This window comes from Microbulbifer variabilis (assembly GCF_052467165.1).
In genome coordinates this window covers 3,190,113-3,212,672 of record NZ_CP174301.1, presented here as the reverse complement: position 1 = coordinate 3,212,672, position 22,560 = coordinate 3,190,113, and the positions used below count along the sequence as shown (strand labels likewise).

The 22,560-nt window shown below is 54.7% G+C and carries 22 protein-coding genes; 18 read left to right on the top strand and 4 right to left on the bottom strand.

The window, feature by feature from the left end; all coding sequences use genetic code 11:
• The first annotated feature begins 32 nt into the window (after positions 1–32).
• The 14 genes from ACJJIP_RS14330 (at position 33) to ACJJIP_RS14265 (ending at position 15,202) form a co-directional block, all read left to right on the top strand.
• Positions 33–662 (top strand): phosphoribosylanthranilate isomerase, encoded by a 630-nt coding sequence (locus ACJJIP_RS14330; protein WP_040628161.1) that lies wholly within the window; start codon positions 33–35, stop codon positions 660–662.
• Positions 663–824: 162 nt separating this feature from the next.
• Entirely contained in the window at positions 825–2,048 is a 1,224-nt protein-coding gene (gene trpB / locus ACJJIP_RS14325) for a tryptophan synthase subunit beta (protein WP_282951223.1), read from the top strand.
• A 92-nt stretch (positions 2,049–2,140) separates the two neighbouring features.
• Complete coding sequence (trpA, locus tag ACJJIP_RS14320) at positions 2,141–2,950, top strand: tryptophan synthase subunit alpha (protein WP_020411765.1); 810 nt, start codon at positions 2,141–2,143, stop codon at positions 2,948–2,950.
• 159 nt (positions 2,951–3,109) lie between these two features.
• Positions 3,110–3,964: an acetyl-CoA carboxylase, carboxyltransferase subunit beta gene (accD, locus tag ACJJIP_RS14315; RefSeq protein ID WP_020411766.1), complete on the top strand. Its 855-nt coding sequence runs from the start codon at positions 3,110–3,112 to the stop codon at positions 3,962–3,964.
• Positions 3,965–4,039: 75 nt separating this feature from the next.
• On the top strand, positions 4,040–5,311 hold the full coding sequence (gene folC / locus ACJJIP_RS14310) for a bifunctional tetrahydrofolate synthase/dihydrofolate synthase (protein ID WP_444945405.1): 1,272 nt from the start codon (positions 4,040–4,042) through the stop codon (positions 5,309–5,311).
• On the top strand, positions 5,292–5,948 hold the full coding sequence (locus ACJJIP_RS14305; protein ID WP_444945404.1) for an SPOR domain-containing protein: 657 nt from the start codon (positions 5,292–5,294) through the stop codon (positions 5,946–5,948). Before folC ends, ACJJIP_RS14305 begins: the two co-directional genes overlap by 20 nt.
• Positions 5,949–6,188: 240 nt before the next feature.
• Positions 6,189–6,683: a CvpA family protein gene (locus ACJJIP_RS14300; protein ID WP_020411769.1), complete on the top strand. Its 495-nt coding sequence runs from the start codon at positions 6,189–6,191 to the stop codon at positions 6,681–6,683.
• Between the two features lie 42 nt (positions 6,684–6,725).
• Complete coding sequence (purF, locus tag ACJJIP_RS14295; protein ID WP_020411770.1) at positions 6,726–8,213, top strand: amidophosphoribosyltransferase; 1,488 nt, start codon at positions 6,726–6,728, stop codon at positions 8,211–8,213.
• 102 nt (positions 8,214–8,315) lie between these two features.
• On the top strand, positions 8,316–9,497 hold the full coding sequence (locus ACJJIP_RS14290) for an O-succinylhomoserine sulfhydrylase (protein ID WP_020411771.1): 1,182 nt from the start codon (positions 8,316–8,318) through the stop codon (positions 9,495–9,497).
• Between the two features lie 150 nt (positions 9,498–9,647).
• Complete coding sequence (locus ACJJIP_RS14285) at positions 9,648–10,559, top strand: AAA family ATPase (RefSeq protein WP_353374982.1); 912 nt, start codon at positions 9,648–9,650, stop codon at positions 10,557–10,559.
• 4 nt (positions 10,560–10,563) lie between these two features.
• Complete coding sequence (locus ACJJIP_RS14280) at positions 10,564–11,550, top strand: DUF58 domain-containing protein (RefSeq protein WP_444945403.1); 987 nt, start codon at positions 10,564–10,566, stop codon at positions 11,548–11,550.
• A complete protein-coding gene (locus tag ACJJIP_RS14275) occupies positions 11,550–13,571 on the top strand; it encodes a transglutaminase TgpA family protein (RefSeq protein WP_020411775.1) in 2,022 nt (673 codons plus the stop codon). The genes ACJJIP_RS14280 and ACJJIP_RS14275 overlap by 1 nt, the downstream gene beginning before the upstream one ends.
• Positions 13,572–13,574: 3 nt before the next feature.
• Positions 13,575–14,816: an MFS transporter gene (locus ACJJIP_RS14270; protein ID WP_444945402.1), complete on the top strand. Its 1,242-nt coding sequence runs from the start codon at positions 13,575–13,577 to the stop codon at positions 14,814–14,816.
• A 92-nt stretch (positions 14,817–14,908) separates the two neighbouring features.
• Entirely contained in the window at positions 14,909–15,202 is a 294-nt protein-coding gene (locus ACJJIP_RS14265) for a DUF3175 domain-containing protein (protein ID WP_444945401.1), read from the top strand.
• A 37-nt stretch (positions 15,203–15,239) separates the two neighbouring features.
• Here ACJJIP_RS14265 and sppA read toward each other — a convergent pair whose 3' ends face one another.
• The 4 genes from sppA to arsC all read right to left on the bottom strand — a co-directional run bounded on the left by sppA (position 15,240) and on the right by arsC (position 18,506).
• Positions 15,240–17,108 carry a signal peptide peptidase SppA gene (gene sppA / locus ACJJIP_RS14260; protein ID WP_020411778.1) on the bottom strand — a complete coding sequence of 623 codons (1,869 nt, stop codon included), beginning with the start codon at positions 17,106–17,108 and terminating at the stop codon, positions 15,240–15,242.
• Positions 17,109–17,192: 84 nt separating this feature from the next.
• The gene (locus tag ACJJIP_RS14255; protein WP_020411779.1) at positions 17,193–17,540 is read right to left on the bottom strand and encodes a DUF2069 domain-containing protein; all 348 of its coding nucleotides are present in this window, start codon (positions 17,538–17,540) and stop codon (positions 17,193–17,195) included.
• 10 nt (positions 17,541–17,550) lie between these two features.
• Positions 17,551–18,162 carry an NAD(P)H:quinone oxidoreductase gene (wrbA, locus tag ACJJIP_RS14250; RefSeq protein WP_444945400.1) on the bottom strand — a complete coding sequence of 204 codons (612 nt, stop codon included), beginning with the start codon at positions 18,160–18,162 and terminating at the stop codon, positions 17,551–17,553.
• Positions 18,162–18,506 (bottom strand): arsenate reductase (glutaredoxin), encoded by a 345-nt coding sequence (gene arsC, locus ACJJIP_RS14245; protein WP_020411781.1) that lies wholly within the window; start codon positions 18,504–18,506, stop codon positions 18,162–18,164. Before arsC ends, wrbA begins: the two co-directional genes overlap by 1 nt.
• Before the next feature lie 126 nt (positions 18,507–18,632).
• Between arsC and ACJJIP_RS14240 the strand changes: the two genes are divergently transcribed.
• From ACJJIP_RS14240 to ACJJIP_RS14225, 4 genes are all read left to right on the top strand, one after another.
• Complete coding sequence (locus tag ACJJIP_RS14240; RefSeq protein WP_020411782.1) at positions 18,633–20,030, top strand: YihY family inner membrane protein; 1,398 nt, start codon at positions 18,633–18,635, stop codon at positions 20,028–20,030.
• Entirely contained in the window at positions 19,945–20,406 is a 462-nt protein-coding gene (locus ACJJIP_RS14235; protein WP_026304913.1) for a TlpA family protein disulfide reductase, read from the top strand. The genes ACJJIP_RS14240 and ACJJIP_RS14235 overlap by 86 nt, the downstream gene beginning before the upstream one ends.
• 122 nt (positions 20,407–20,528) lie before the next feature.
• On the top strand, positions 20,529–21,893 hold the full coding sequence (locus ACJJIP_RS14230; protein WP_020411784.1) for an L-cystine transporter: 1,365 nt from the start codon (positions 20,529–20,531) through the stop codon (positions 21,891–21,893).
• A 159-nt stretch (positions 21,894–22,052) separates the two neighbouring features.
• Complete coding sequence (locus ACJJIP_RS14225) at positions 22,053–22,508, top strand: hypothetical protein (RefSeq protein WP_020411785.1); 456 nt, start codon at positions 22,053–22,055, stop codon at positions 22,506–22,508.
• Positions 22,509–22,560 lie beyond the last annotated feature (52 nt).

Here is a 22,560-nt window from a genome sequence, read left to right as displayed (position 1 = left end):
TGCTGGTCAGTCGGCTGGCTTCAGGTTTAGCAATGCAAGTGAAGATTTGTGGCATCACCCGTGCTGAAGATGCCCTTATGGCTGTTGATGCTGGCGCTGATGCGCTGGGACTGGTGTTCTACAAGGCGAGCCCCCGCTATATCGATCCCAAGGCTGCTGCCGCTATCGCCGCTGTAGTTCCTCCCTTTGTTACCTTAACAGGGCTCTTTGTGAATGCTGCACAGGGTGAGGTGGATCAGGCACTGGAGCTCGTGCCTCTTAACCTCCTGCAGTTCCATGGTGAGGAGGGAGCCCGTTACTGTGAACAGTTCCGCCGGCCCTATATAAAGGCCCTCCGAATGAAAGAGGGGTTGGATACCATTGCTGCAATGGAGGAACACCCTAAGTCGCGTGGTTTCCTACTGGACGCCTATCGCCCAGGGGTTCCCGGTGGTACCGGAGAGACCTTTGACTGGGATCGGGTGCCTCAAAGTAGCTCCAGACCCATTGTTCTGGCCGGGGGGTTGAACCCGGATAATGTCGCCAGTGCCATCAAAGCTGCGCACCCGCAAGGCGTGGATGTCAGCGGAGGTGTGGAACAGTCACCGGGTAAAAAAAACCCGCAAAAAGTAGCTGCCTTTATTCGTGCGGCGAAGGGTAGTCAGCTCGGTACCGCAGAGTAAAAATAGGTGGCACATTGAGGTGTCGCCCACCGGTGTTGGCCGGTAAATAAAAGTAGAGCGGAGTATCTACAACAGTAATGACCGGTAATGTTTAAAGTGGTTAGGAGTAGCGCTTTAATCAGTAGGTAAATAGACAGAAGAAATTTTTGTGATCGACGGAGTATGAGTGTGACTAAGCCAGGTGCTATTGATTTTTCCACCTTTCCGGATGCCAGCGGGCATTTTGGTCCGTACGGCGGTCGCTTTGTATCGGAGACACTGATCAGCGCACTGGATGAACTGCAGGCGATGTACAGCCGCTTGAAAGATGATCCGGAGTTTGTCGCTGCTTTTGACTACGATCTTGCGCACTATGTCGGACGGCCATCGCCTCTGTATCTAGCTGAGCGCCTGACAGAGCAGGCCGGTGGAGCGCGTATCTGGCTTAAGCGCGAGGATCTCAACCACACCGGGGCTCACAAGGTAAACAATACCGTAGGCCAGGCACTATTGGCCAAGCACAGCGGAAAAACCCGGGTTATTGCAGAGACCGGTGCGGGTCAGCACGGTGTAGCTTCTGCAACGGTGGCCGCACGTCTGGGATTACAGTGCACGGTTTATATGGGGGCGGAAGATGTTAAACGTCAGTCTCCCAATGTTTACCGTATGAAACTCCTGGGTGCTGAAGTAGTACCGGTGGAATCCGGCTCCAAAACCCTCAAAGACGCCATGAATGAAGCGATGCGTGATTGGGTTACTAATGTCGATAACACTTTCTACATTATTGGAACTGTTGCCGGCCCCCATCCGTATCCGCAATTGGTGCGGGACTTCAATTCCATTATTGGGCGTGAAGCGCGTCGCCAGAGCCTCGAGCATTTTGGCCAGCTGCCCGACGCACTGGTGGCCTGTGTGGGTGGGGGCTCCAATGCCATAGGCCTGTTCCACCCCTTCCTGAATGATGCCGATGTGAAGATGTTTGGTGTGGAGGCCGGTGGTGAGGGCCTGGCTTCCGGTAAGCATGCGGCGCCGCTCAACGACGGTATCCCCGGTGTCCTGCACGGCAACCGCACGTACCTGATGGAAGATGAGGATGGCCAGATTATCGAGACTCACTCTGTTTCTGCAGGCCTCGATTATCCGGGTGTTGGACCCGAACACGCCTGGCTTAAAGATATTGGCCGCGTAGAGTACGTCACTGCTGATGACAAAGAGGCGCTCGATGCCTTCCGTCGCCTTACCCGAACCGAAGGTATTCTGCCGGCCCTGGAGTCCAGCCACGCTGTTGCATACGCGATGAAATTGGCTGCCAGCATGCAGCCGGAACAGAATATTGTTGTGAACCTTTCTGGTCGTGGGGACAAGGATATTTTTACCGTTGCCGCTATTGATGGCATTGAGGTTTAACTGATTGGCGCCGGCTTGTTGAGGCGGGCAGGTGGCAGAGAATACAGACCAAGTGAGCTGGTGATAGCCAGGAGTAGCTCAGGGAATACACAGTGACAGAACAAAACAGAATTGACCGCCGCTTTTCCAGATTGCGCGGCGAGGGTCGTAAAGCCCTGGTAACTTATATTGTCGCCGGTGATGGTGGCCTGGAGAATACGGTACCGCTAATGCACCAGTTGGTAGCCAGCGGTGCCGACATGATTGAATTGGGGGTGCCTTTTTCAGATCCTATGGCTGAGGGTCCGGTAATCCAGAAGGGACATGAGCGCGCGTTGGCCAGTGGTGCCTCCCTGCGCAAGTGCCTGGCCACGGTGCGTGAATTCCGTCAGGTCGATGAGGAAACGCCAGTAATCCTGATGGGCTATGCCAACCCGATCCAGCGTATGGGGGAGCGGGAGTTTGCCGATGCAGCGCTTGATGCCGGTGTTGATGGGGCGCTTACAGTGGATCTGCCTGCGGAAGAGGCAGGTCCACTCAATAGCTTGTTGGCAGAGCGCAACTTGCGCAATATCTTCCTGCTGACCCCCACCACTACTGAGGAGCGTATTCGCGAGATTACCGGCCTGGCGAGTGGCTTTGTTTACTATGTATCCCTGAAGGGGGTAACAGGTGCAGGCCATCTGGATCTGGATTCAGTGCGCGACAACCTCGAGCATATCCGCCGCTTCACCGACCTGCCACTATGTGTAGGCTTCGGTATTAAAGACGGGGCCTCGGCACGCTCAGTAAGTGCCCACGGAGATGGCGCTGTAGTGGGGAGTGTCCTGGTGACGGCGGTGAATGAGGCGGCAGATCTGGTGGCAGCAAAGGAGAGGGTTGGCGCAATTGTCAGTGAGATGCGCGAGGCTCTCGACCGCTAATCTAGCTTGGTGTCCCGTTACAGGGCTGGCCAGAAAGCCAAAAATAGCGGCTGATCTGGCCGGGTTTGTAATTCTGCTTAGTGTTTTAATTCGTAGCCTGAAACTCACTGGTCGGTAAAATGAGCCGGCCTATTGAAAGTATCCGGATTTGGAAACGAGATGAGCTGGTTAGAAAAAATAGTTCCCGCGGTGATTCGCACCGAGCGCCGCGCAGGTAGCAGCAAGGTTCCGGAAGGCGTCTGGAAGAAGTGCGTCAAGTGCGACGCCATGCTTTACCGCCCGGAGCTGGAGCGCAACCTGGATGTGTGCCCTAAGTGCGACCACCATATTAGGATTGGTGCACGTCGACGGCTGGATATTTTTCTGGATGAAGAGGGGCGTGAAGAGCTGGCCACCGATGTATTACCGGTCGATCGCCTCAAGTTCAAGGATGTAAAAAAATATAAAGACCGCTTGCTGCAGGCGCAAAAATCCACCGGTGAAAAAGATGCCCTTATTGCCATGCAAGGCACTTTGAGGGGTGAGCCCCTGGTGGCGGTGGCATTTGAGTTTGCTTTCCACGGCGGTTCCATGGGTTATGTTGTGGGTGAGCGCTTCACCCGTGCAGCCCAGCGCGCCCTGGAACAGCGCATCCCCCTGGTGTGTTTCTCCGCTACTGGAGGAGCTCGTATGCAGGAAGCTTTGATCTCCCTGATGCAGATGGCCAAGACCTCGGCAGTGCTGGAAAAAATGAAGATGGCCGGGGTGCCCTATATCTCGATCATGACTGACCCCGTTTACGGTGGCGTATCGGCTTCCCTGGCCTTGCTTGGCGATATCAATGCGGCTGAACCCGGTGCCCGTGCTGGTTTTGCCGGCCCCAATATTATCGAGCAGACCATTCGCCAAAAACTACCCAAAGGTTTCCAGCGCAGTGAATTCCTGCTGGAGCACGGGGCGATTGATATGATCATCCCGCGCAGGGATATGCGCTCTACAGTATCGCGCCTGCTGGGCAAACTGAGCGGTAACTGATATTCCATCCCCCGTATCGGCAGCCGGTTACAATACAATCTGGCTGCCCAATTCCCACCAGTGATTTATCCAACTATGTCTTCATTGCAAGATTGGCTCTCCCGCCTTGAGCAGTTGCACCCAACTGAAATTGAGCTTGGCCTGGAACGGGTTTCCAGTGTGGCCGCTACCCTCGGTGTGCAAAAGCCGGCACCTACGGTAATTACGGTGGCAGGCACCAATGGAAAGGGCTCCTGCGTGGCGACAATGGAAGCCCTTCTGTGTGCTGCCGGCCATTCCGTTGGTGCCTATAGTTCCCCACATTTGCTGCGTTTTAATGAGCGGGTGCGGATCAATGGTGTCGAGGTATCTGATCTGGAATTGGTCCGCGCTTTTGAGGCGGTGGAGACTGCTCGCGGTGAAATAAGCCTGACTTATTTTGAGTTCTCGACCCTTGCGGCGCTCTGGCTGTACCAGCGCGCTGGGGTTGAGTTTGCACTATTGGAGGTCGGCCTTGGGGGGCGCCTGGATGCGGTTAACCTGGTGGATGCGGATTTGGCAATTATCACCAGCGTGGCCATTGATCATGAGGATTGGTTGGGAAGCGATAGGGAAGTGATCGGCCGGGAGAAAGCGGGTGTCCTGAGACCGGGAGCCCCGTTTGTCTGTGCAGATAAGAATCCTCCGCAATCCGTGTTGTCTGCGGCAGAAAAACAGGCAAATTCGAGCTATTTTATTGGACGGGATTTCTCTGTTACTCAAAGTGAAGGTGAAGAGAAATACCAGTTTGGCGAACTGCAGCTGACAATACCGCCGATCAGTCTGCCGCGCCCGAGTATTGCTGCAGCAATAACTGCACTGGTGCTACTGGGTGTTCTGCCGGAGGAGGGTGTAGAGAGCGCCCTGGCAAAAATAACCTTGCCGGGCCGATGCCAGCAGCTGTTATGGCACAATCGCAATCTGTTACTGGATGTCGGGCATAACCCCGCTGCGGCTGAGCATTTGGCCCGCTGGTTGGATGCGAACCCAGTATCGGGAGAGACCCACGCCCTGGTAGCGGTTATGGCGGATAAGGATCTCATTGGGCTGTTTGCCCCCCTGAGCAACCAGGTGAACCACTGGCACCCAGCGCTTTTGCCCGGAAATGATCGTGCTGCGGGAGCGGATGCACTGCTCAGTGGCCTTGCTGGTGCGGGTGTTGAAGTAACTAAAGTGGATGCCCGCTGTCCAATTGTCGCCGATGGTTTACAGCAGCTGTTAGCGACCACCGGTCCACAGGACAGGTTGCTTGTATTTGGATCCTTCTTTACTGTGGCGGAAGTTCTGCAGCAGATGCGAGATGAGGATAATGGAGAATTGCGAGGATAAGTCTCCCCTTAGGGGACGGCTGAACGATGGCTTCAAGCAGCGTATCGTCGGTGCGCTGGTGTTGGCTGCGCTCGCTGTCATTTTCCTGCCCAGTCTGCTGGACCGGGAGTCGTCAGGCTACATCAGTGAGGTGAGCCAGATTCCAGCGGAACCGGATATACGGCCTATTGAGATTGCCAAGCCTGAGCCTGTTGCCAATGTGGCACCAGCCCCGGTGCCCGGAGAGGCTTTCCAGCCGGAAGTACCTGAGCAGTTTTCCAATCCCAAGGCGGCAACTGCGACCGAAGAGACTACGGCAGCGGTCGGTGGGGTACCCGACGATAATACTGTGCCTGATATCCCCGTCCGCTCAGCCCCACAAAAAGGGTCTTCCGCCTTAGTGGATACTCAGAGTCTGCCTGTGGCTTGGGTAGTGCAAGTGGCCTCTTATCGTGATGCCTCCCGTGCGGATCAGCTGCGTATGCGTCTTATGGATGAGGGGTATCGCGCTTATACTCGGGCGGTTGAAACTGATAAGGGGCGTTATGTGAGGGTCTTTGTGGGACCTAACGTGGAGAAAGCGGAAGCCCAGGCTCTGAAATCGAAGCTGGACGCCCTGCTGGAAGCCCAAACCTTGGTACTGCGCTTCAAAGCGTAACAGCAATTGCTATTTGTAATCCCTTTTTAATGGCCCGGTGGACGTTGTTGCCACCGGTGACCCTTGACTTCCAATGCACTTTTATTCGGCAGAAATTCACAGCTGGACCGTCAATCTTCCACGGATACTTGTTCTCTGGGTATTAAATTCCAATCGGTTGGCCTACGGCTTCACGCGCCTAGCCCCTTAAGTTAGAATGCGCGCTCTTCGCGGCAGCAGCCGCCACGCAGGTAGGGTTGAATGAATTGGGCTGACTGGACCATCCTGGCTATTGTGGGTATTTCCACACTCTTCGGCCTTAGCCGGGGTTTTGTGCGTGAGACCCTGTCACTGCTCACCTGGATCGCTGCCTTTATTGTCGCAATGATGTTTCGCGACCAGCTTGCGCCTCTGCTTTCAAATCTCGTCGATACTCCTTCCCTTCAGGTGATTGCCGCTTTTGCCATCCTGTTCTTTGGCACTCTCCTGGCCGGGGCTGTCCTGAATATGATGCTTTCCGCTTTTGTTGAGGCCACCGGTTTATCCGGCACTGACCGTGTGCTGGGTATGGTGTTTGGCTTGGTGCGGGGAGCAATTGTGGTGATGGCACTTTTGATTCTGGCTCCGGCACTGGTGCCGGTGGAGCAGGACAGCTGGTGGAGTGAGTCGGTATTGATTCCCCATTTCCTCGAGTTTGAGGGCAGTGCGCGGGAGCTGGCCAAGTCCGTGAAGGACTTTTTTGTAGAGTTATTTTAATCGGGCGCTAGCACCGCCTTTTCGATCAATAGGGTCAAATATATGTGTGGTATCGTCGGTATCGTCGGTAAGAGTGATGTCAATCTACAGCTCTATGATGGACTCACTCTATTGCAACACAGGGGGCAGGATGCCGCAGGCATCGTAACCTGTGACGATGATCGCCTGAACCAGCAAAGGGCCAATGGCCTGGTGCGCGATGTATTCCGTGCGCGCCATATGGAACGCCTGAAAGGTAATTTTGGTATTGGCCATGTGCGCTACCCTACTGCGGGAGGCTCCGGCCCCGCCCTGGCGCAACCGTTCTATGTGAACTCCCCTTACGGCATTGCCATGGCTCACAATGGCAACCTCACCAATGTACGCAAGGTAATGGACGAAATCTTCCAGCAGGACCTGCGTCATATCAACACTGATTCCGACTCGGAAGTATTGTTGAATGTGTTTGCCCATGAGCTGCACAAGCAGCACAAGTTGCAGCCCAAGGCAGAAGACATCTTTACCGCTATGCGTGCAGTACACAAACGTGTGCGTGGCGCTTATGCCTGTGTGGCCTTGATTGTTGGCTACGGTATCGTCGCTTTCCGCGATCCAAATGGAATTCGCCCACTGGTTTACGGCAAACGCGAGACCGAGAAGGGCACCGAATATATGGTGGCTTCTGAGTCTGTGGCCCTGGATGTACTGGGTTATACCCTGGTGCGGGATGTGGCTCCTGGTGAGGCACTGTATATTGAGCTGGATGGTACCGTGCATTCCGAGCAGTGTGCGGAAAACCCGTCCCTGACCCCCTGTATTTTCGAGCATGTGTACTTCGCCCGCCCGGATTCCATTATGGACGGCGTATCTGTGCACAAAGCGCGTCTGCGTCAGGGTGAGCACCTGGCAGATAAAATTCTGCGCCTGCGTCCGGATCACGATATCGACGTGGTGATTCCAATTCCCGATTCCGCCCGTACTGCCGGCCAGACTGTGGCACACCGATTGGGGGTTAAATTCCGCGAGGGTATGGTAAAAAACCGCTATATCGGCCGTACCTTTATTATGCCGGGACAGAAGCAGCGCAAGAAGTCTGTGCGCCAGAAGCTGAACGCGATTGAGCTGGAATTCCGCGGCAAAAATGTACTGCTGGTGGATGACTCCATTGTACGCGGTACCACCTGTAAACAGATTATCCAGATGGCCCGTGATGCCGGTGCTGCGAAAGTGTATTTCGCCAGTGCAGCGCCTGCGGTGAAATATCCGAATGTGTACGGTATTGATATGCCATCAGCCAATGAATTGGTGGCCCACGATCGCACCACTGAGGAGATCTGCCAGGAGATCGGTGCAGATTGGTTGGTTTACCAGGATCTGGAAGACCTGGTAGTGAGTTCCAGTGGCGGCAAGCAGAAAATTGAGCAGTTCGATTGCTCTGTATTCGATGGAAACTATGTAACTGGCGATGTGGATGAGGAGTACCTCAATAACCAGCATGTGGCACGTAATGACGATGCCAAGCGCAAGAAGGCCAATACCAGCGCCTTGTAATTGACCTGGACCAGCGCCCTCTTCACGGCAGAAGAGGGCGCCATGCACGGCCGTTTCGGTTAAGATGACCGCTTCCAAAAAATACTGACCAGGAAGCGGTATATGTTTGAAGACGACGGTTACGCTCTGGAAACCCTGGCCGTGCGTGCCGGGCAGGTCCGTTCGCCGGAAGGCGAGCACTCTGAGGCCCTCTATCTTACCTCCAGTTACGTTTTCCCCTCCGCTGCGGAAGCCGCCGCACGTTTTGCCGGCGAGAGTTCCGGTAACGTTTATTCCCGCTATACCAACCCCACTGTGCGTATGTTTGAAGAGCGTATTGCCGCGCTAGAGGGCGGTGAGGCAGCTGTGGCGACTTCCAGTGGTATGGCCGCGATCCTCAGTATTTGCATGGCTTTGCTGCAAAGTGGTGATCGGGTAATTTGTTCCCGCAGCGTATTTGGTACTACTACCGCACTGTTTGGGCGCTATATGGAAAAGTTCGGTGTGCGCGTAAGCTACGTGGATCTCACTGATATGGATGCCTGGAAGCAGGCGGTGGACGGCTCTACCAAGCTGTTATTCATGGAGACTCCTTCCAACCCCCTGTGCGAGGTGGCAGATATTCGCGCCCTGGCGGAAGTGGCACATAGTGCCGGTGCTCTGCTGGTGGTGGATAACTGTTTCTGTACCCCGGCACTACAGCGTCCGTTGTCGCTGGGCGCTGATATCGTTGTGCACTCCGCGACAAAATTCCTTGATGGCCAGGGGCGTGCCCTTGGCGGCGTCGCAGTTGGGCGCAAGGAAATTATGGATGAGTTGGTGGTATTTTTGCGCACAGCTGGCCCCAGCATGAGCCCTTTCAATGCCTGGGTATTCCTTAAGGGCTTGGAGACGCTGAAGCTGAGGATGCAGGCCCACTGTACTAATGCACTCGATTTGGCCTGGTGGTTGGATGAGCAGGAAATGGTGGAGAGAGTCAACTACACCGGTTTGCCAAAGCACCCCCAGCACCGGTTGGCTCGGGAGCAACAGGATGCCTTCGGCGCCGTGCTGAGTTTCACTGTGCGCGGTGGCAGGGAACAGGCTTGGAAGGTGATCGACAGTTGCAAAATCCTGTCTTGTACAGCCAATCTCGGTGATGCCAAGAGCACGATCGTGCATCCGGCCACCACCACCCACGGACGCCTGAGCGATGAAGACAAGGCCCGTGCGGGTATCACCGAAAACCTGATTCGCATTTCTGTGGGGCTTGAAAATGTGGAAGATCTCAAGCGCGACCTAATGCGGGGCTTGTCCCAGCTGTAGATTGCACTTTTTGGCAGTGCCCCTTTCTACCTATGATTAATACGGGGTAGCCAGCTTATTTGCAGCAAAAAGCTGCCGGTGAGTGCTACCCATATTGAGGTTGAGGCCGTGTCCGAGGCCTGAAAAAAACAGAGCAGTAATGGATTTGCCGTGCAAAAAATAGTTTCCGCCATAGTTTCCGATATCGGCAGTGTTCTGCTGGGTAAAGAGCGTCAGGTAAAGTTGGCTTTGGCCTGCCTTTTGTCAAAAGGGCACCTGTTGATTGAGGATTTACCCGGCATGGGTAAGACCACCCTGGCCCACGCCTTGGCTCAGGTGTTGGGGCTTTCCTACAAGCGGGTGCAATTCACCAGTGATATGTTGCCGGCGGATATACTTGGCGTTTCCATTTTTGACAGGGAATCGGGTCAGTTCCATTTTCACGAGGGCCCGGTTTTTAGCCAGGTTCTTTTGGCAGATGAGATCAACCGTTCTTCGCCAAAAACCCAGAGTGCGCTGCTTGAGGCGATGGAAGAGTGCCAAGTCAGTGTGGATGGCGAGACCAGGTTATTGCCACAACCATTTTTTGTAATTGCTACCCAGAATCCACTGCAACAGTCTGGCACTTTCGCTTTACCGGAATCCCAGCTGGACCGCTTCCTGATGCGCATCAGTCTTGGTTATCCGACCAGAGAGGCCGAGCGAGCCCTGTATTTGGGCACCGATCCGCGCCAACAGCTTGCTAAATTAAAGCCGCGTATCGATCTCGCAACCCTAAAAAAGATGCAGAGCCTAGTGGGCCAGGTAAAAACTTCCGACAGTTTATTGGATTACCTTGAACGGCTTGTACTGCATACACGACAGAGCCCGGATTGCGCGGTCGGTTTGTCGCCCCGTGGTGCACTGGCGTTGTTGCGAGCGGCTAAGGCCTGGGCGCTTCTTCACAATCGCGGCCATGTGTTACCTGAGGATATCCAAGCCGTATTGCCCTCTGTGGCGGGGCACCGATTACAGGGCGAGGGTGGCAATGGCGATCAGTTGGTGGAGCGGCTGGTACGCCAAGTGGATATTATCGCGGCTTGAATGAATGAGTGTTTTACGCAACCCGGCTCGTTTTCTTACAGACCCCTTGCGTGGCGCCATGCAGCGCTGGCTCAGTCGCCGTGCGCCGCGCTCCCGCAGTATCACCCTCAATCACAGTCGTCTTTTTATCTTGCCCACCCGTGCGGGGCTAGGGTTTCTTCTGGTGATTATGCTGCTGTGGTTACTGGGTACTAATTACGAAAATAACCTGGTATTTGCCCTGACTTTCCTGCTTGTCAGTGTATTTGTAGTTTTGCCAGTGCATACCTTCGCCAACTTGACCGGCTTGCGCCTGCAGTTGCTTGGCACAAGCCCGGCTTTTGCTGGCGACTTTGCTGAAGCGCAAATCAATATAAGCCGTGAGGATAAGCGCGAAAGGGAGTGGATACGACTGTGCTGGCCTCCCGAAGAAGGTGCTTACTTGGATCTTTGTGCGCAGGCTAGCGAGGATATTCGCATTTCCATGCCTGTGGTGGAGCGCGGCCGTGTACAGGCCCCGCGTCTGCGAATTGAAAGCCGCTTCCCCCTCGGTTTATTTCGCTGTTGGAGTCGTATCGACCTAGATGTGGAGTTCCTGGTATACCCCCGACCGATATCTGCTGGTCCTCTTCCTTTTGGGGGCGTACAAACAGAGGGAGATTTCGGCGAGGTGCGCCATGGGGGTGATGATTTCAGTGCCCTTAAAGCTTATCAGCCCGGCGATTCCCTGCGGCACGTGGCCTGGAAACAATATGCCGCGGGGCGTGATCTTTACAGCAAGGATTATGAGTGCCGCACTGATGTGCGCCTCTGGCTCGATTGGGCACTGCTCGATGGGCGCGATGTGGAAACCCGTTTGAGCAACTTGTGTTACTGGTGCCTGCAAGCAGAGAAACAAGGCATTGCTTATGGGCTGCGCTTGCCCGGTGTCGCTATCGAGCCTTCCCTGGGGCCGAGCCACCAGCGGGAAGTGCTGCAGGCTCTGGCCCTGTTTCCGAAGTGGGGTAGTTAATGGCCACCACCCAGGATTTGCTGCCCCGCGAGAGCTTACTGTGGATCTTCGCTGCACAGTTTGTTGCTCTTTTGCCCCAGTTTACCCAGCTGCCGCTTTGGGTGCCCTTTGCTTGGGCCTTCGCTGTCTATTGGCGCCTAGAAGTTTTTCGAGGTCGTCGAGACCTGCCTGGCCGTACTCTGAAGCTTCTGGTGATTTTTCTGATAATAGCCGGGTTGGCTATGTCCTACCGGCGCTGGTTTGCGCTGGAGCCGATGGTTGCACTGCTGACCGTGTCATTCACCCTGAAAAACCTGGAGCTGGTGAGCCGCCGTGACGCCTTTGTCAGCCTGTTATTGGCTTATTTCGTCGCCGCCACTCTTTTTGTGCGAGAGCAGACTATTCCCTACGCTCTTTACGGTTTGCTCAGTGTTGTTGTGATCACTGCAGCCCTAGCTGCTCAAATGGGTAGCTTTAGTGCTCGCCCGCGTCGGGCCCTGGGGCTTTCCCTGCGACTGCTGGCCCAGGCTACGCCGCTAATGCTGCTGCTGTTTGTGGTGATGCCGCGTCTGGGGCCCTTGTGGTCAGTTCCCCAGGACACATCTGCCGGGCGCACTGGGGTCAGCGATTCCATGGCTCCGGGCGACTTTACCCGCCTATCGAAATCCGATAAGCCGGCACTGCGGATCTCATTTGATGGACCCATACCGCCGCCAGAGCAGCGCTATTGGCGCGGTTTGGTGTATTCCGAGTTTGATGGGCGCACCTGGCGTCAGGGCTTTGGTGTCGATCCGCGCAATGGTGGGCGCGTTTACTGGAGGAGTGGTGAGCGGCCGCTGCCTCAGGTGGGGCCACGTTACCGTTATCAAGTGATTCAGGAGGCAAGCCGGACCCCGTGGTTGTTTGCCCTGGCGCGCCCGGTTTCCGATAGCACCGAAGTGGGGGAGACCGAGGATGACCGGCTGGTTAAACGGACTCCTGTTTACAGTCGCTTTGCCTATGAAGTGCGCTCCTGGCCGAGGGATACCGATAGTGTGCAGGCCCCTCTTAGCACCGCCGAACGCCGTCGCAATTTGCAGTTGCCTGTAGAGGGTAACGAGCGCACCCGTAAGTGGGTGGAGAACTTGCGTCGCAGGGGGTTGGGTGCAGAGGAAATTTCCACGCAGCTGTTAGCTCGTTACAACCGCGAATTTACTTATACATTGAGGCCCCCGGCTCTGGGTGTTGATAGTGTTGATGAATTCCTGTTTGGCAGTAAACAGGGCTTTTGTGAACATTTTGCTGGCAGTTATGTGTTCGCAATGCGCGCTGCAGGTGTACCTGCACGGGTTGTCGCCGGTTATCAGGGTGGTGAGTGGGTAAGGGGTGAGCAATATCTGTTGGTTCGAGAGTACGATGCCCACGCGTGGGCGGAGATCTGGCTGGATGGGCGTGGCTGGCAGCGGGTGGACCCCACTGCGGCAGTAGCGCCTGAGCGGGTGCGCGATGGACTGGAGAGTGCAGCTGGAGAGGAGTTTATGCAGGACTCGCTGCTGCCCCTGCACCGTATTGATGTACTGGTAAAACTTCGACTGCAATGGGACATGATCAACTACCGTTGGTACCAGACGGTAGTGAGCTTCGATAGTGAAAGGCAGCGCGATACTTTGCAGCGTTTGCTGGGTGATGTGTCTCCACTGCGAATGGCGCTGTTGTTTGCTTTACCAACTGTACTGGCATTGCTGGGCGTATTGGCGTGGATCTGGTACAGCGGTCGCAGACGCAAGTTGCCACCGGCGGAGCGGCTATACCGCAAGTTTTGTCGTCGCATGGCGCGCGCAGGGGTAAAACGCGATGCCGGAGAGACGCCGCAGGATTATGCGGAGCGTATCGCCGCGCAAAAGCCGCGTTTGGCAACCCTGGCACAACGGGTTACCGATGCTTTTGAGCGAGCGGCTTATGCCGGTGAGAGTGCGGCTTTGAGTGAGCTGCGTCAGCTGCTGCGTTGGCGATTAGCGTCAGCTGTCAGTCCTGCCCACAAGCGGGAACTGGTGGGGAGCTGAAACTTGACTAACCTCTCACGCAAAATGCCGGCCCGGTTGCAGAAGTTTCTACTGGGTTACAGCGGAACATCGCTGGCAACTGGGTTGCAGGTCATTTTACTGCCTTGGATAGCACTGACTATTGTGGATTTGCCAGCACTGCAGTTGGGCTGGGTGCAAGCGTCGGTATTGCTTCCCAACCTGATATTCCTGTTGTTTGGTGGCGCCCTGGCTGACCGACGCGATCCGGCACTGGTGGCCACACTGGCCTGCCTGGGGCTTGCCCTGTGCCACGGTGGGCTGTTGCTCTACTACTCGTTAAACGTGGTCACACTGCCAGTATTGATGATCTATGGCGTTTGCCTGGGTATTTGCAGCGCGTTCCTGCAGCCTTCACGGGATAACTTGGTACAGCGTAGCGCGCGCAATGAGCAGGGCAGGGCATCAGAAAGCCGCGTTCAGAAAACCGTTACCTGGATGATGTTGGCCCAATATGGTGGACAGGCGGCAGGTATGTTGCTGGCGAGCCGATTTGATCAGTGGGGTTTACAGCCCTTATTAGTTGTTCAGGTAGGGGTGCTATTACTGGCAGCACTCTCCCTGCTGTCCCTGCGCGACGGTGAAACCCGCGTGACAGAGATAGAGAAGCGCCCTCACACTCTGATTCTTGATGGCCTCTCCCAGGCTTGGCGGCATCCGGTCTTACGCGAGTTGACTGCGCTGATGGCGTTCAATGGCTTCGTGCATATCGGTGTATTTCTGGTGGTATTGCCACTGCTGGCGGAGGGGTATGGCCGCGGTGCCGGATACTACGCGACCCTGCAACTGGCTTTTGTAGCGGGAACGGTGATCGCCACTGTAACCATGTTGCGCCGGGGACAGGGGCCTGAACCGGGGCGGGGGATTCTTATGTGCCTGCTCTATAGTGCGGCTTTGTTGATCGCCATTAGCCTTGGCCCCACCCAGCTGGGGCTGATCTTGCTTTGCCTGTGCTGGGGAGCAGTTGCGGCCGCCTCTGCCGGTTTGGGGCGCAGTATTGTGCAACTGTTGGCTCCGGCGGAGTACCGCAGCCGGATTATCTCAATTTACCAGTTTGCTCTATTTGGCTCGGCTGCCCTGGGTGCTCTGGCGGCGGGAGTTCTGAGCGAATATGCGGCCCCGTTCTCGACGCTCATGTGGGCCGGTATCTTAAGCCTTGTCGCCTTTGGATTGGTGGCATTGAGTGGTGCTTTACGCCAGTTAAGGGTCAGTGACCCGGAAGTTTAATGCATCGCCTGGCGCTGCCTTTGGGGCGCGATTTGGTCACCATATAGTTGGCATAATCAGCAAGTGTAGATTTTGAGGGTGGGAGGTGAAATTTGGGTCCTGCCAAAACAGTCAACTGGTCTGAGCAGGTGACGCGAAGCAGTCGTGCCCTGGATCTGCCTGAAGGACTATTTAGCCTTGATAACCCTAAGGCTATTGCCTGTTCACTAAAGGCCGCTGCCGAGTCCAGTAAGCGGTGCAAGGCTGATCCCTATCGCTCCGCAATGTCGATGCTGACGTTCTTTATCAATCGTGCAGGGCATCGCCTGCCGGCCAAAAGGCGGCGTATTCTGGAGGCGGCTAAAGATGAATTGCGCGATCTGTATGGGCGTCCGCGCCGGCATTGAACCGGCGGCGGAGAATGGCATCAGGCTATGAAAGCTTTTAGGGCGCCTGGCAGGGCAGGCAACGCACGTAGAGGGCGCGTGGGTCGCGGTAGCTCTGCAGTTCGGCGATTGGCGCCAGCACCGGCTGTACGCTATTTAACCAGGCGCCTAAGGGCAGGTTGGCCTCAAGGCTTGCGGCGATTTGCGCGTCCACATTATCGCTCAGCGCGCGCAAGAACTTCTCACCGGGGCTCAGTTCACGCTGAATCTCTATTACGTCGTATTCTTCGATTTCAGCAAGCTGCGCGGCGTCGGCGATGGCATCGCTGAGATTGCCGAGATCGTCCACCAGTCCCAGTTTCTTGGCCGCGCGGCCAGTCCATACTTGCCCCTGCGCAATCTTGTGTACCTCTTTGGGGGTGCTGCCACGAGCCTCGGCAACAATACGCAGGAAGCGGGCATAGGTATTATCGACGCCCTGTTGCAGGATGCTGGCGGCTGCCGGTGGCAGGGCGCGATCCAGGCGCATGCTGCCAGCCAGGTCTGAGGTGCCAACTCCATCGGTGTAGACGCCGATGTGCTCGAGAGAATCCTCGAATGTTGGGAAGGCGCCAAATACTCCAATAGAGCCGGTGAGAGTGGCCGGGGAGGCCCAGATACGATCACCACCAGTGGCAATCCAGTAGCCCCCTGACGCGGCCAGGCTCCCCATGGATATAACGACAGGTATATCGGCTTCGCGGGTGGCCAGCAGTTCCTGGCGAATGGCTTCAGAAGCAAAGGCGGAGCCGCCGCCGCTGTCGATGCGCAGAACCAGGGCTTCCACTTTCTTTTCACGAGCCTGGGCGATCAACTTACCGAGGCTCTCGCTGCCAATACGCCCCGCAGGAGCCTGGCCGTCAATAATGGCGCCGCTCGCAGTGATGAGGCCAATCTTGTTGGATTCCTTGATTGGCTTTGCAGTTTCGGAAATTTTACGGCTTCGCAGGTAGGTGAGGGCGTCGATGTATTTGTAATCGCGGTCTTTGTTTTCGTCTTCGCCTATTTCTTGCTTCAGCGCTTTCAGGGCCTCAATACGGCTCGCTAGCTGGTCCACCAGTTTGTTGGCAAGTGCGGCATCAGCCCAGCTACCCTCGTTCTGTTGCAACTTTTCCGGCAGCTCACTGATGAAGATATCGAGACTTTCCGCAGGCAGGTTACGCAGACCTGTTACCTGCTCACTATATTCACTCCAGAGTTCATTCAGCCAGCGCTGGTTATTTTCACGGGAGGCTGGGGACATATCATCCCGGGTATAGGGCTCGATAAAGTCTTTGTAATCCCCCACACGAAATACATGGAAGTTTACCTTGAGTTTTTCCAGTGCACTCTTGTAGTAATTGCGGTAGACACCAAAGCCAGTGAGCATCACTGAACCCATTGGGTTCAGGTAGACCGTGTCGGCATGGCTGGCGAGGAAATACTGGGATTGGGTGTAGTTATCCCCCACTGCGTAGATGGGTTTATCGGCGGCTTTAAATCTCTGTAGTGCGGCACCGATTTCATCTAACTTGCTAAGGCTGCCCCCTACCATATGGTCCAGTTCAAGCACCAGCGAGGAGATTCGCTTATCCTTGGCGGCATTATCGATGGCGTCTACTAGATCTTTGACACGCACTTCTGCCGGGCCCCGGTTGCCGCTGAGGAAAATTGGCAGCGTAGCGGGTTGGGTGAGTTCATCCACAAGGAAGCCACTGGGTGCGACACGCAGAGCCGCACCCTGAGGTACCACCAACTGATCGTCTTTCCCAAAAATAGCAATACCGAGAAACAACAATATCAGGAGAAATACCAAGTTGGTAAATACTCGTCGCAACCAAGTAATGGCGCCACCGATAGCACCAAAAAAACTACGGACAAATCCTTTTTGCTGGTGTAAATCAGTCAAACCTCAAAACTCCTTAGCGCGTCGGGGACCAGGGTAACCCACGCATTTGTGTCTGGAACCAATGGCGGTACGACCGCCGCGGGGTTACTGCATGCGATGCCAGCGACTGCTCATCATTGCAGAGAAGAATAGGATAAGGCTCAGGGCCGCCATTACGCCATCCTGCCAGCCGCGTGTAGGCATCATTACATCGACAATGCTGGTTGTGATGTAAAGGAGCAGGATAAAGCAGAGCCATAGGTAGCTGCGGTAACGCTGTTTGATTAAGCCCGGCAGCACTAACAGCAGTGGCACGGTCTGTATGGTCCACAACAGGATGGAGCCCCCCTCTAAAAACAGGTTTCGCACGGCAATAAGCGCTAGCAGGCCGATATAGCAAAACCAGTTAATTCGCAGCGCAATATGAAGTTTGCGCTTTACCGTATCATTCACGCGCTACCCCCTATTTGGCTGCGGCTTCTAATGTTTGGGACAGTTGGCCGACTCGGGCACCCAATGCCTTGCACAAGGTGATCTCATCATCACTGAGCACGCTACTACGCCCTTTGGCCCAGTGAGATGCACCATAGGGGGTTCCACCGGTTTGGGTACGCATCAGTGCGGCCTCGGAATATGGGATGCCGGTGATCAGCATGCCGTGGTGCAGAAGTGGCAGCATCATGGAAGTTAGGGTGGTCTCCTGGCCGCCATGGAGGCTACCTGTTGCGGTGAATACCCCCGCAGGTTTTCCGGTCAGGCTGCCCTCCAGCCAGATGTCACCAGTCTGGTCTAGGAAATAGCGCAGAGGTGAAGCCATATTGCCGAAGCGGGTAGGGCTGCCCATCAGCAGCCCGGAGCAGTTGCGTAGGTCTTCCAGGGAGCAGTAAGGGGCTCCCTCACTAGGCACTGGTGGACGGCTGGCTTCTGTATCGGGGGAAACACTGGGCACTGTGCGGAGGCGCGCAGCCACCCCGCTGGATTCAACTCCGCGAGCCAGTTCTTTGGCCATGCGTTCGGTGGCACCGGTGCGGCTGTAGTAGAGAATCAGCACATAGGGTTCTGAATCCGAGGCCATTAAAGCAGCTCCAGCACATTTTCTGGTGGGCGGCCGATAGCGGCTTTGTCACCTTTTACAACAATTGGCCGCTGAATCAGAATTGGGTTCTGTGCCATGGCGTCGATCAGTTGGGCTTCACTCAGGTCGCGATCTTTCAGGTTGAGTTGCTTGTAGGGCTCTTCACCTGTACGTAGCAGGTCCCGTGCACTAATGCCGAGTTTGATAAGGATCTCTTTTAGGTTTTCTGCGCTGGGCGGCGTTTCCAAATAGAGAACTACTTCTGGCTCCACGCCATTTTCCTGCAACAGTTGCAGCGTTTGACGGGATTTTGAGCAGCGGGGGTTGTGGTAAATCGTCCACATTGGGTCGGCATCCTGTTAGTGTTTGGCGTATTCTAACCGAATAACGTTGCGGAGTTCTAAGTGCGGGCTGGCATTGCCTGCTTCTGCTGATAACCGCACATTGCAAGATGGAAAACGGAAACCACCATGAAGGATACGGTGATTCAATGGCGGCGCTTTGCCACTTCGCTGTGGTCGCTGTTTAGTGAAAAAGACTGCCAGAAGAGTGCTGCGGCACTCACCTATATGACCCTGTTTGGCATAGTGCCTTTGGTAACGGTCAGCTACGCGATGCTATCCCTGTTTCCAGATTTTGCCGGTTTGGAGAGCAAGTTTCAGGAACAGGTTTTTTCCCACTTTGTGCCACAAAGTGGTCGAGAGGTGCAGGAATATATCAACAGCTTCTCCGCTCAGGCCCAGCGCCTGACAGGGGTGGGCATCGCCATGTTGATTATTACCGCTGGACTGACCCTGAGAAGTATCGAAGGTACTTTCAACTCCATTTGGGATGTTTCCCGCGGGCGCAGCGGGGTCTCCAGTTTTCTACTGTATTGGGCCATTCTTAGCCTGGGCCCTATTTTATTGGGTGCCGGCCTCGCCGCCAGTACCTATCTTCTCTCTCAAAAACTGTTTATGGGGGGGGAGGATGGTTTTGGCATGATGGCGGTGGTATTGAGGGTACTGCCTTTTATTTTCACCAGCATTATTTTTACTCTTCTGTTTATTGCCGTCCCCAACTGTTATGTGCCTCTGCGCCATGGTATTGAAGGTGGTGTAATTACCTCGATCGCCTTCGAAATAATGAAGTACTTGTTTGGGTTAATTGTTGCGCGAAGCTCGGTTCAGGCTATCTATGGGGCCTTTGCATTTGTGCCGTTATTCCTGTTATGGATTTACTTGACCTGGATGCTGGTACTGGCTGGTTGCGTACTGGTGCGCACCTTGTCGGTTTACCAGGCGGCAACCCAGGGGCGGCAGCATTCGGATTTGGTGGCGACCCTGATTGTGCTATGGCAACTTTATAAGGGCGGTCGCCATGGTAAACCTTTGCGTGAGCAAGATATTTCTTTAATGGGGATCAAGTTTGGGCAGTGGCGTCGCCTGCGCAATGTACTTCAGGGGCACCGGGTGATAACCCAGACCGAAAGGAATGATTATGTCCTGTTGCGGGACTTGAATTCTGTTTCGCTAATGGAGCTGGCTGGCTGGCTGAGTCCGCACTGGATACCCAGTAGTATCCCCCGTGATCTGGAGGGTTTCCGCTGGTACGCAGATATAGAGCACCGTTTTGCCAATGCGCGGGATTCCGCCAGGGAGCAGCTCAGTATTACGATCGGCGCCCTGTTTTGGGCGGCCAGGCAGAAAGATGAGGAGTCTTGGGCCAGGCACGGTAGCGCCCCTGCAGATACCATCGAGAATAATAATGAACGTGATAGCAATGGCCGCGAGGGAGAGAAGGATGTTTCAGGTAGTAAATCTAAAAAACGTGAAGGGAGTCCTGGGGCTGGCCTTTCTGTGCTTGGCAAGCGGAATAAGCGGCTGTGATAGTGGGGTTAATTTAAAGAGCAGCAGTGGTGCGCTTATTGAGACTGAGGGCAAAATAGTTCTGGTCAACTACTGGGCGGAATGGTGTGCACCCTGTCGAGAGGAGGTGCCTGTGCTCAACCAGCTGGCGCAGGCCAATAGCAATATAGTTGTGGTGGGAGTTAATTTTGATAATCTGCCAGATTCCGTTGTCAGCGAGCAGGCGCAAAAACTGGGAATAGAATTTCCCTTATTATCTACTGAACCAGAGGGCCGCTGGGGTCAGCCTAGGCCTGACGTTCTGCCTACAACCCTGGTTATCGGTACCGATGGCAGTTGGAAGGAAACCCTGGTGGGTCCGCAGTCTGCTGAGGACTTTAAAGCGGCACTGCAATAATATAAATCGCGGAACCTACAAATAACTGTATAAAAATATAACTAAAGCAACTATAGGGCGTTGGCGTAACGCTGATAGCATGCCGCCACTTTCCAGTTTGCCCGCTGTGGGATTTTCAGATCATGCATATCAGCTCCTTTGCTCTGCTGTTTTTCTTTGTTGCCTTGCTCTTTGCTTTACATCGCTGGCATAGAGGCCGGAAGTCTCTGGCCCCCGCAGTTTTTGCCGGCCTGCTACTCGGTGTAGTTTTTGGTGCTCTGTTGCAATTATCTCGTGGCTGGGGTGCCGCCCCCGTAGAAGTATTGCCCTGGATCCAGATGCTGGGTAAAAGTTACGTAAACCTGCTGTACATGCTGGTTATGCCGCTTGTACTTACTTCTATCCTTGTTGCGGTAGTGAAAGTTAGTCATACACAGGCGCTTGGCAGAATCAGCGTTTCCGTTTTGGGGGTATTGCTAGGCACAACAGCGATAGCAGCCTTAATCGGCGTAGCCATGGCAGAGCTCTTTGGCCTCTCCGCCGCTGGGCTGGTTGAGGGTTCCCGAGAGGCAGCACGGGTTGAAGTACTCAATGAGAGAATCGGCCGGGTGAGTGATCTCTCCATACCGGAAATTATCAGCACCTTTATTCCGCGTAATATATTTCAGGATTTGACCGGTGCCCGCTCCACCTCTGTGATTTCAGTGGTTATTTTTGCTGTGCTATTGGGGCTTGCGGCCCTGGCTGTGCGTCGAGAGTTCCCGGAAGAGGGCGCGGCAATTGAGCGCTTTGTTCACATTGCCCAAGTGTGGGTGATGAAGCTTGTGCGCCTGGTGATGGCTTTCACTCCATACGGTGTAATGGCACTGGTTGCAGGATTGATTGCAAAGTCCAGTTGGGCTGATATCGCCAATCTGTTTGGGTTTGTGGTGGCCTCTTTTTGTGCGATTGGTCTGATGTTCCTAGTTCATGGGGCACTGTTATTTATAAATGGAGTGAACCCACTGCACTATTTCGCCAAAGTATGGCCGGTGTTGATATTTGCTTTCAGCTCCCGCTCCAGTGCTGCAACAATACCGCTCAACGTGGAAACACAGGTGGAACAGTTGCGTAACTCTCCCGCGATTGCCAATTTTTCCGCATCGTTTGGGGCTACTATTGGGCAGAATGGTTGCGCCGGTATTTATCCTGCGATGCTTGCCACTATGGTGGCGGTACCCATGGGAATTGATGTGTGGGACCCGCTTTGGTTGGGTACCCTGATTGCGGTAGTGGTTATCAGTTCATTTGGGATTGCTGGCGTGGGTGGCGGTGCTACTTTTGCCGCGCTGGTGGTACTTCCAGCCATGGGGCTGCCCGTAACAATTGCCGCATTGTTGATTTCCGTGGAACCACTGATCGATATGGCGCGTACCGCACTGAACGTTAACGGTGCTATGACGGCTGGAACCCTGACACAGCGCTGGCTGGGTGATGAAGTACCCGGAGCTGAAGTGGTAGAAGGGTGAGTAAAATGCCAGTGACTACTGGCATTTGTCTTAAACAGTCTTTATTGAGGGTGAATTACCAGAAAAATCAGGGTTGACTGTCAACCATTTAGTGCAGAGGCCGTTCTAGTCAGTGTTTGGAAAATTTGTTTATTTTTGATCACGGAGCTGGAGCAACTTATGAAACAACTGATAGGACTTCCCCTTCTGGTCGCCAGCCTGGCCCTGCCAACCTCTCTATTTGCCCAAGAGGATAGTATCCGATCCCATGATCACGGCGATCATGTGGAGGAGCGCCTGGATCATAAAGGTGATCGTATTGAAAGCAAGCTGGACAACAAGGGGGATCGTATAGAGGAGCGTCTTGATAACAAGGGCGACCGAATTAATGACCGCCTCGATCAGCGTGCAGAGCGAGCAGCTTCCAATGGCAATGAAAAGTTGGCTGAGAGGCTAGACCGCAAAGGGGATCGTATTGACAACCGCCTGGATCATAAAGGTGAAAGGATCAATGAGGGCCTCGATACGAAAGGCGAGAAAATCAATAGCCGCTTAGATAATAAGGGTGAGCGAATCGATCGCCGTATGGATCAACGAGCAAAACATAAGAAACATAAAAAGAACAAAAACGACTGATGAAGCCCGGTAAAAAATCGTCTTAAAAAAATCGTGACGGGACTGGTTTCGT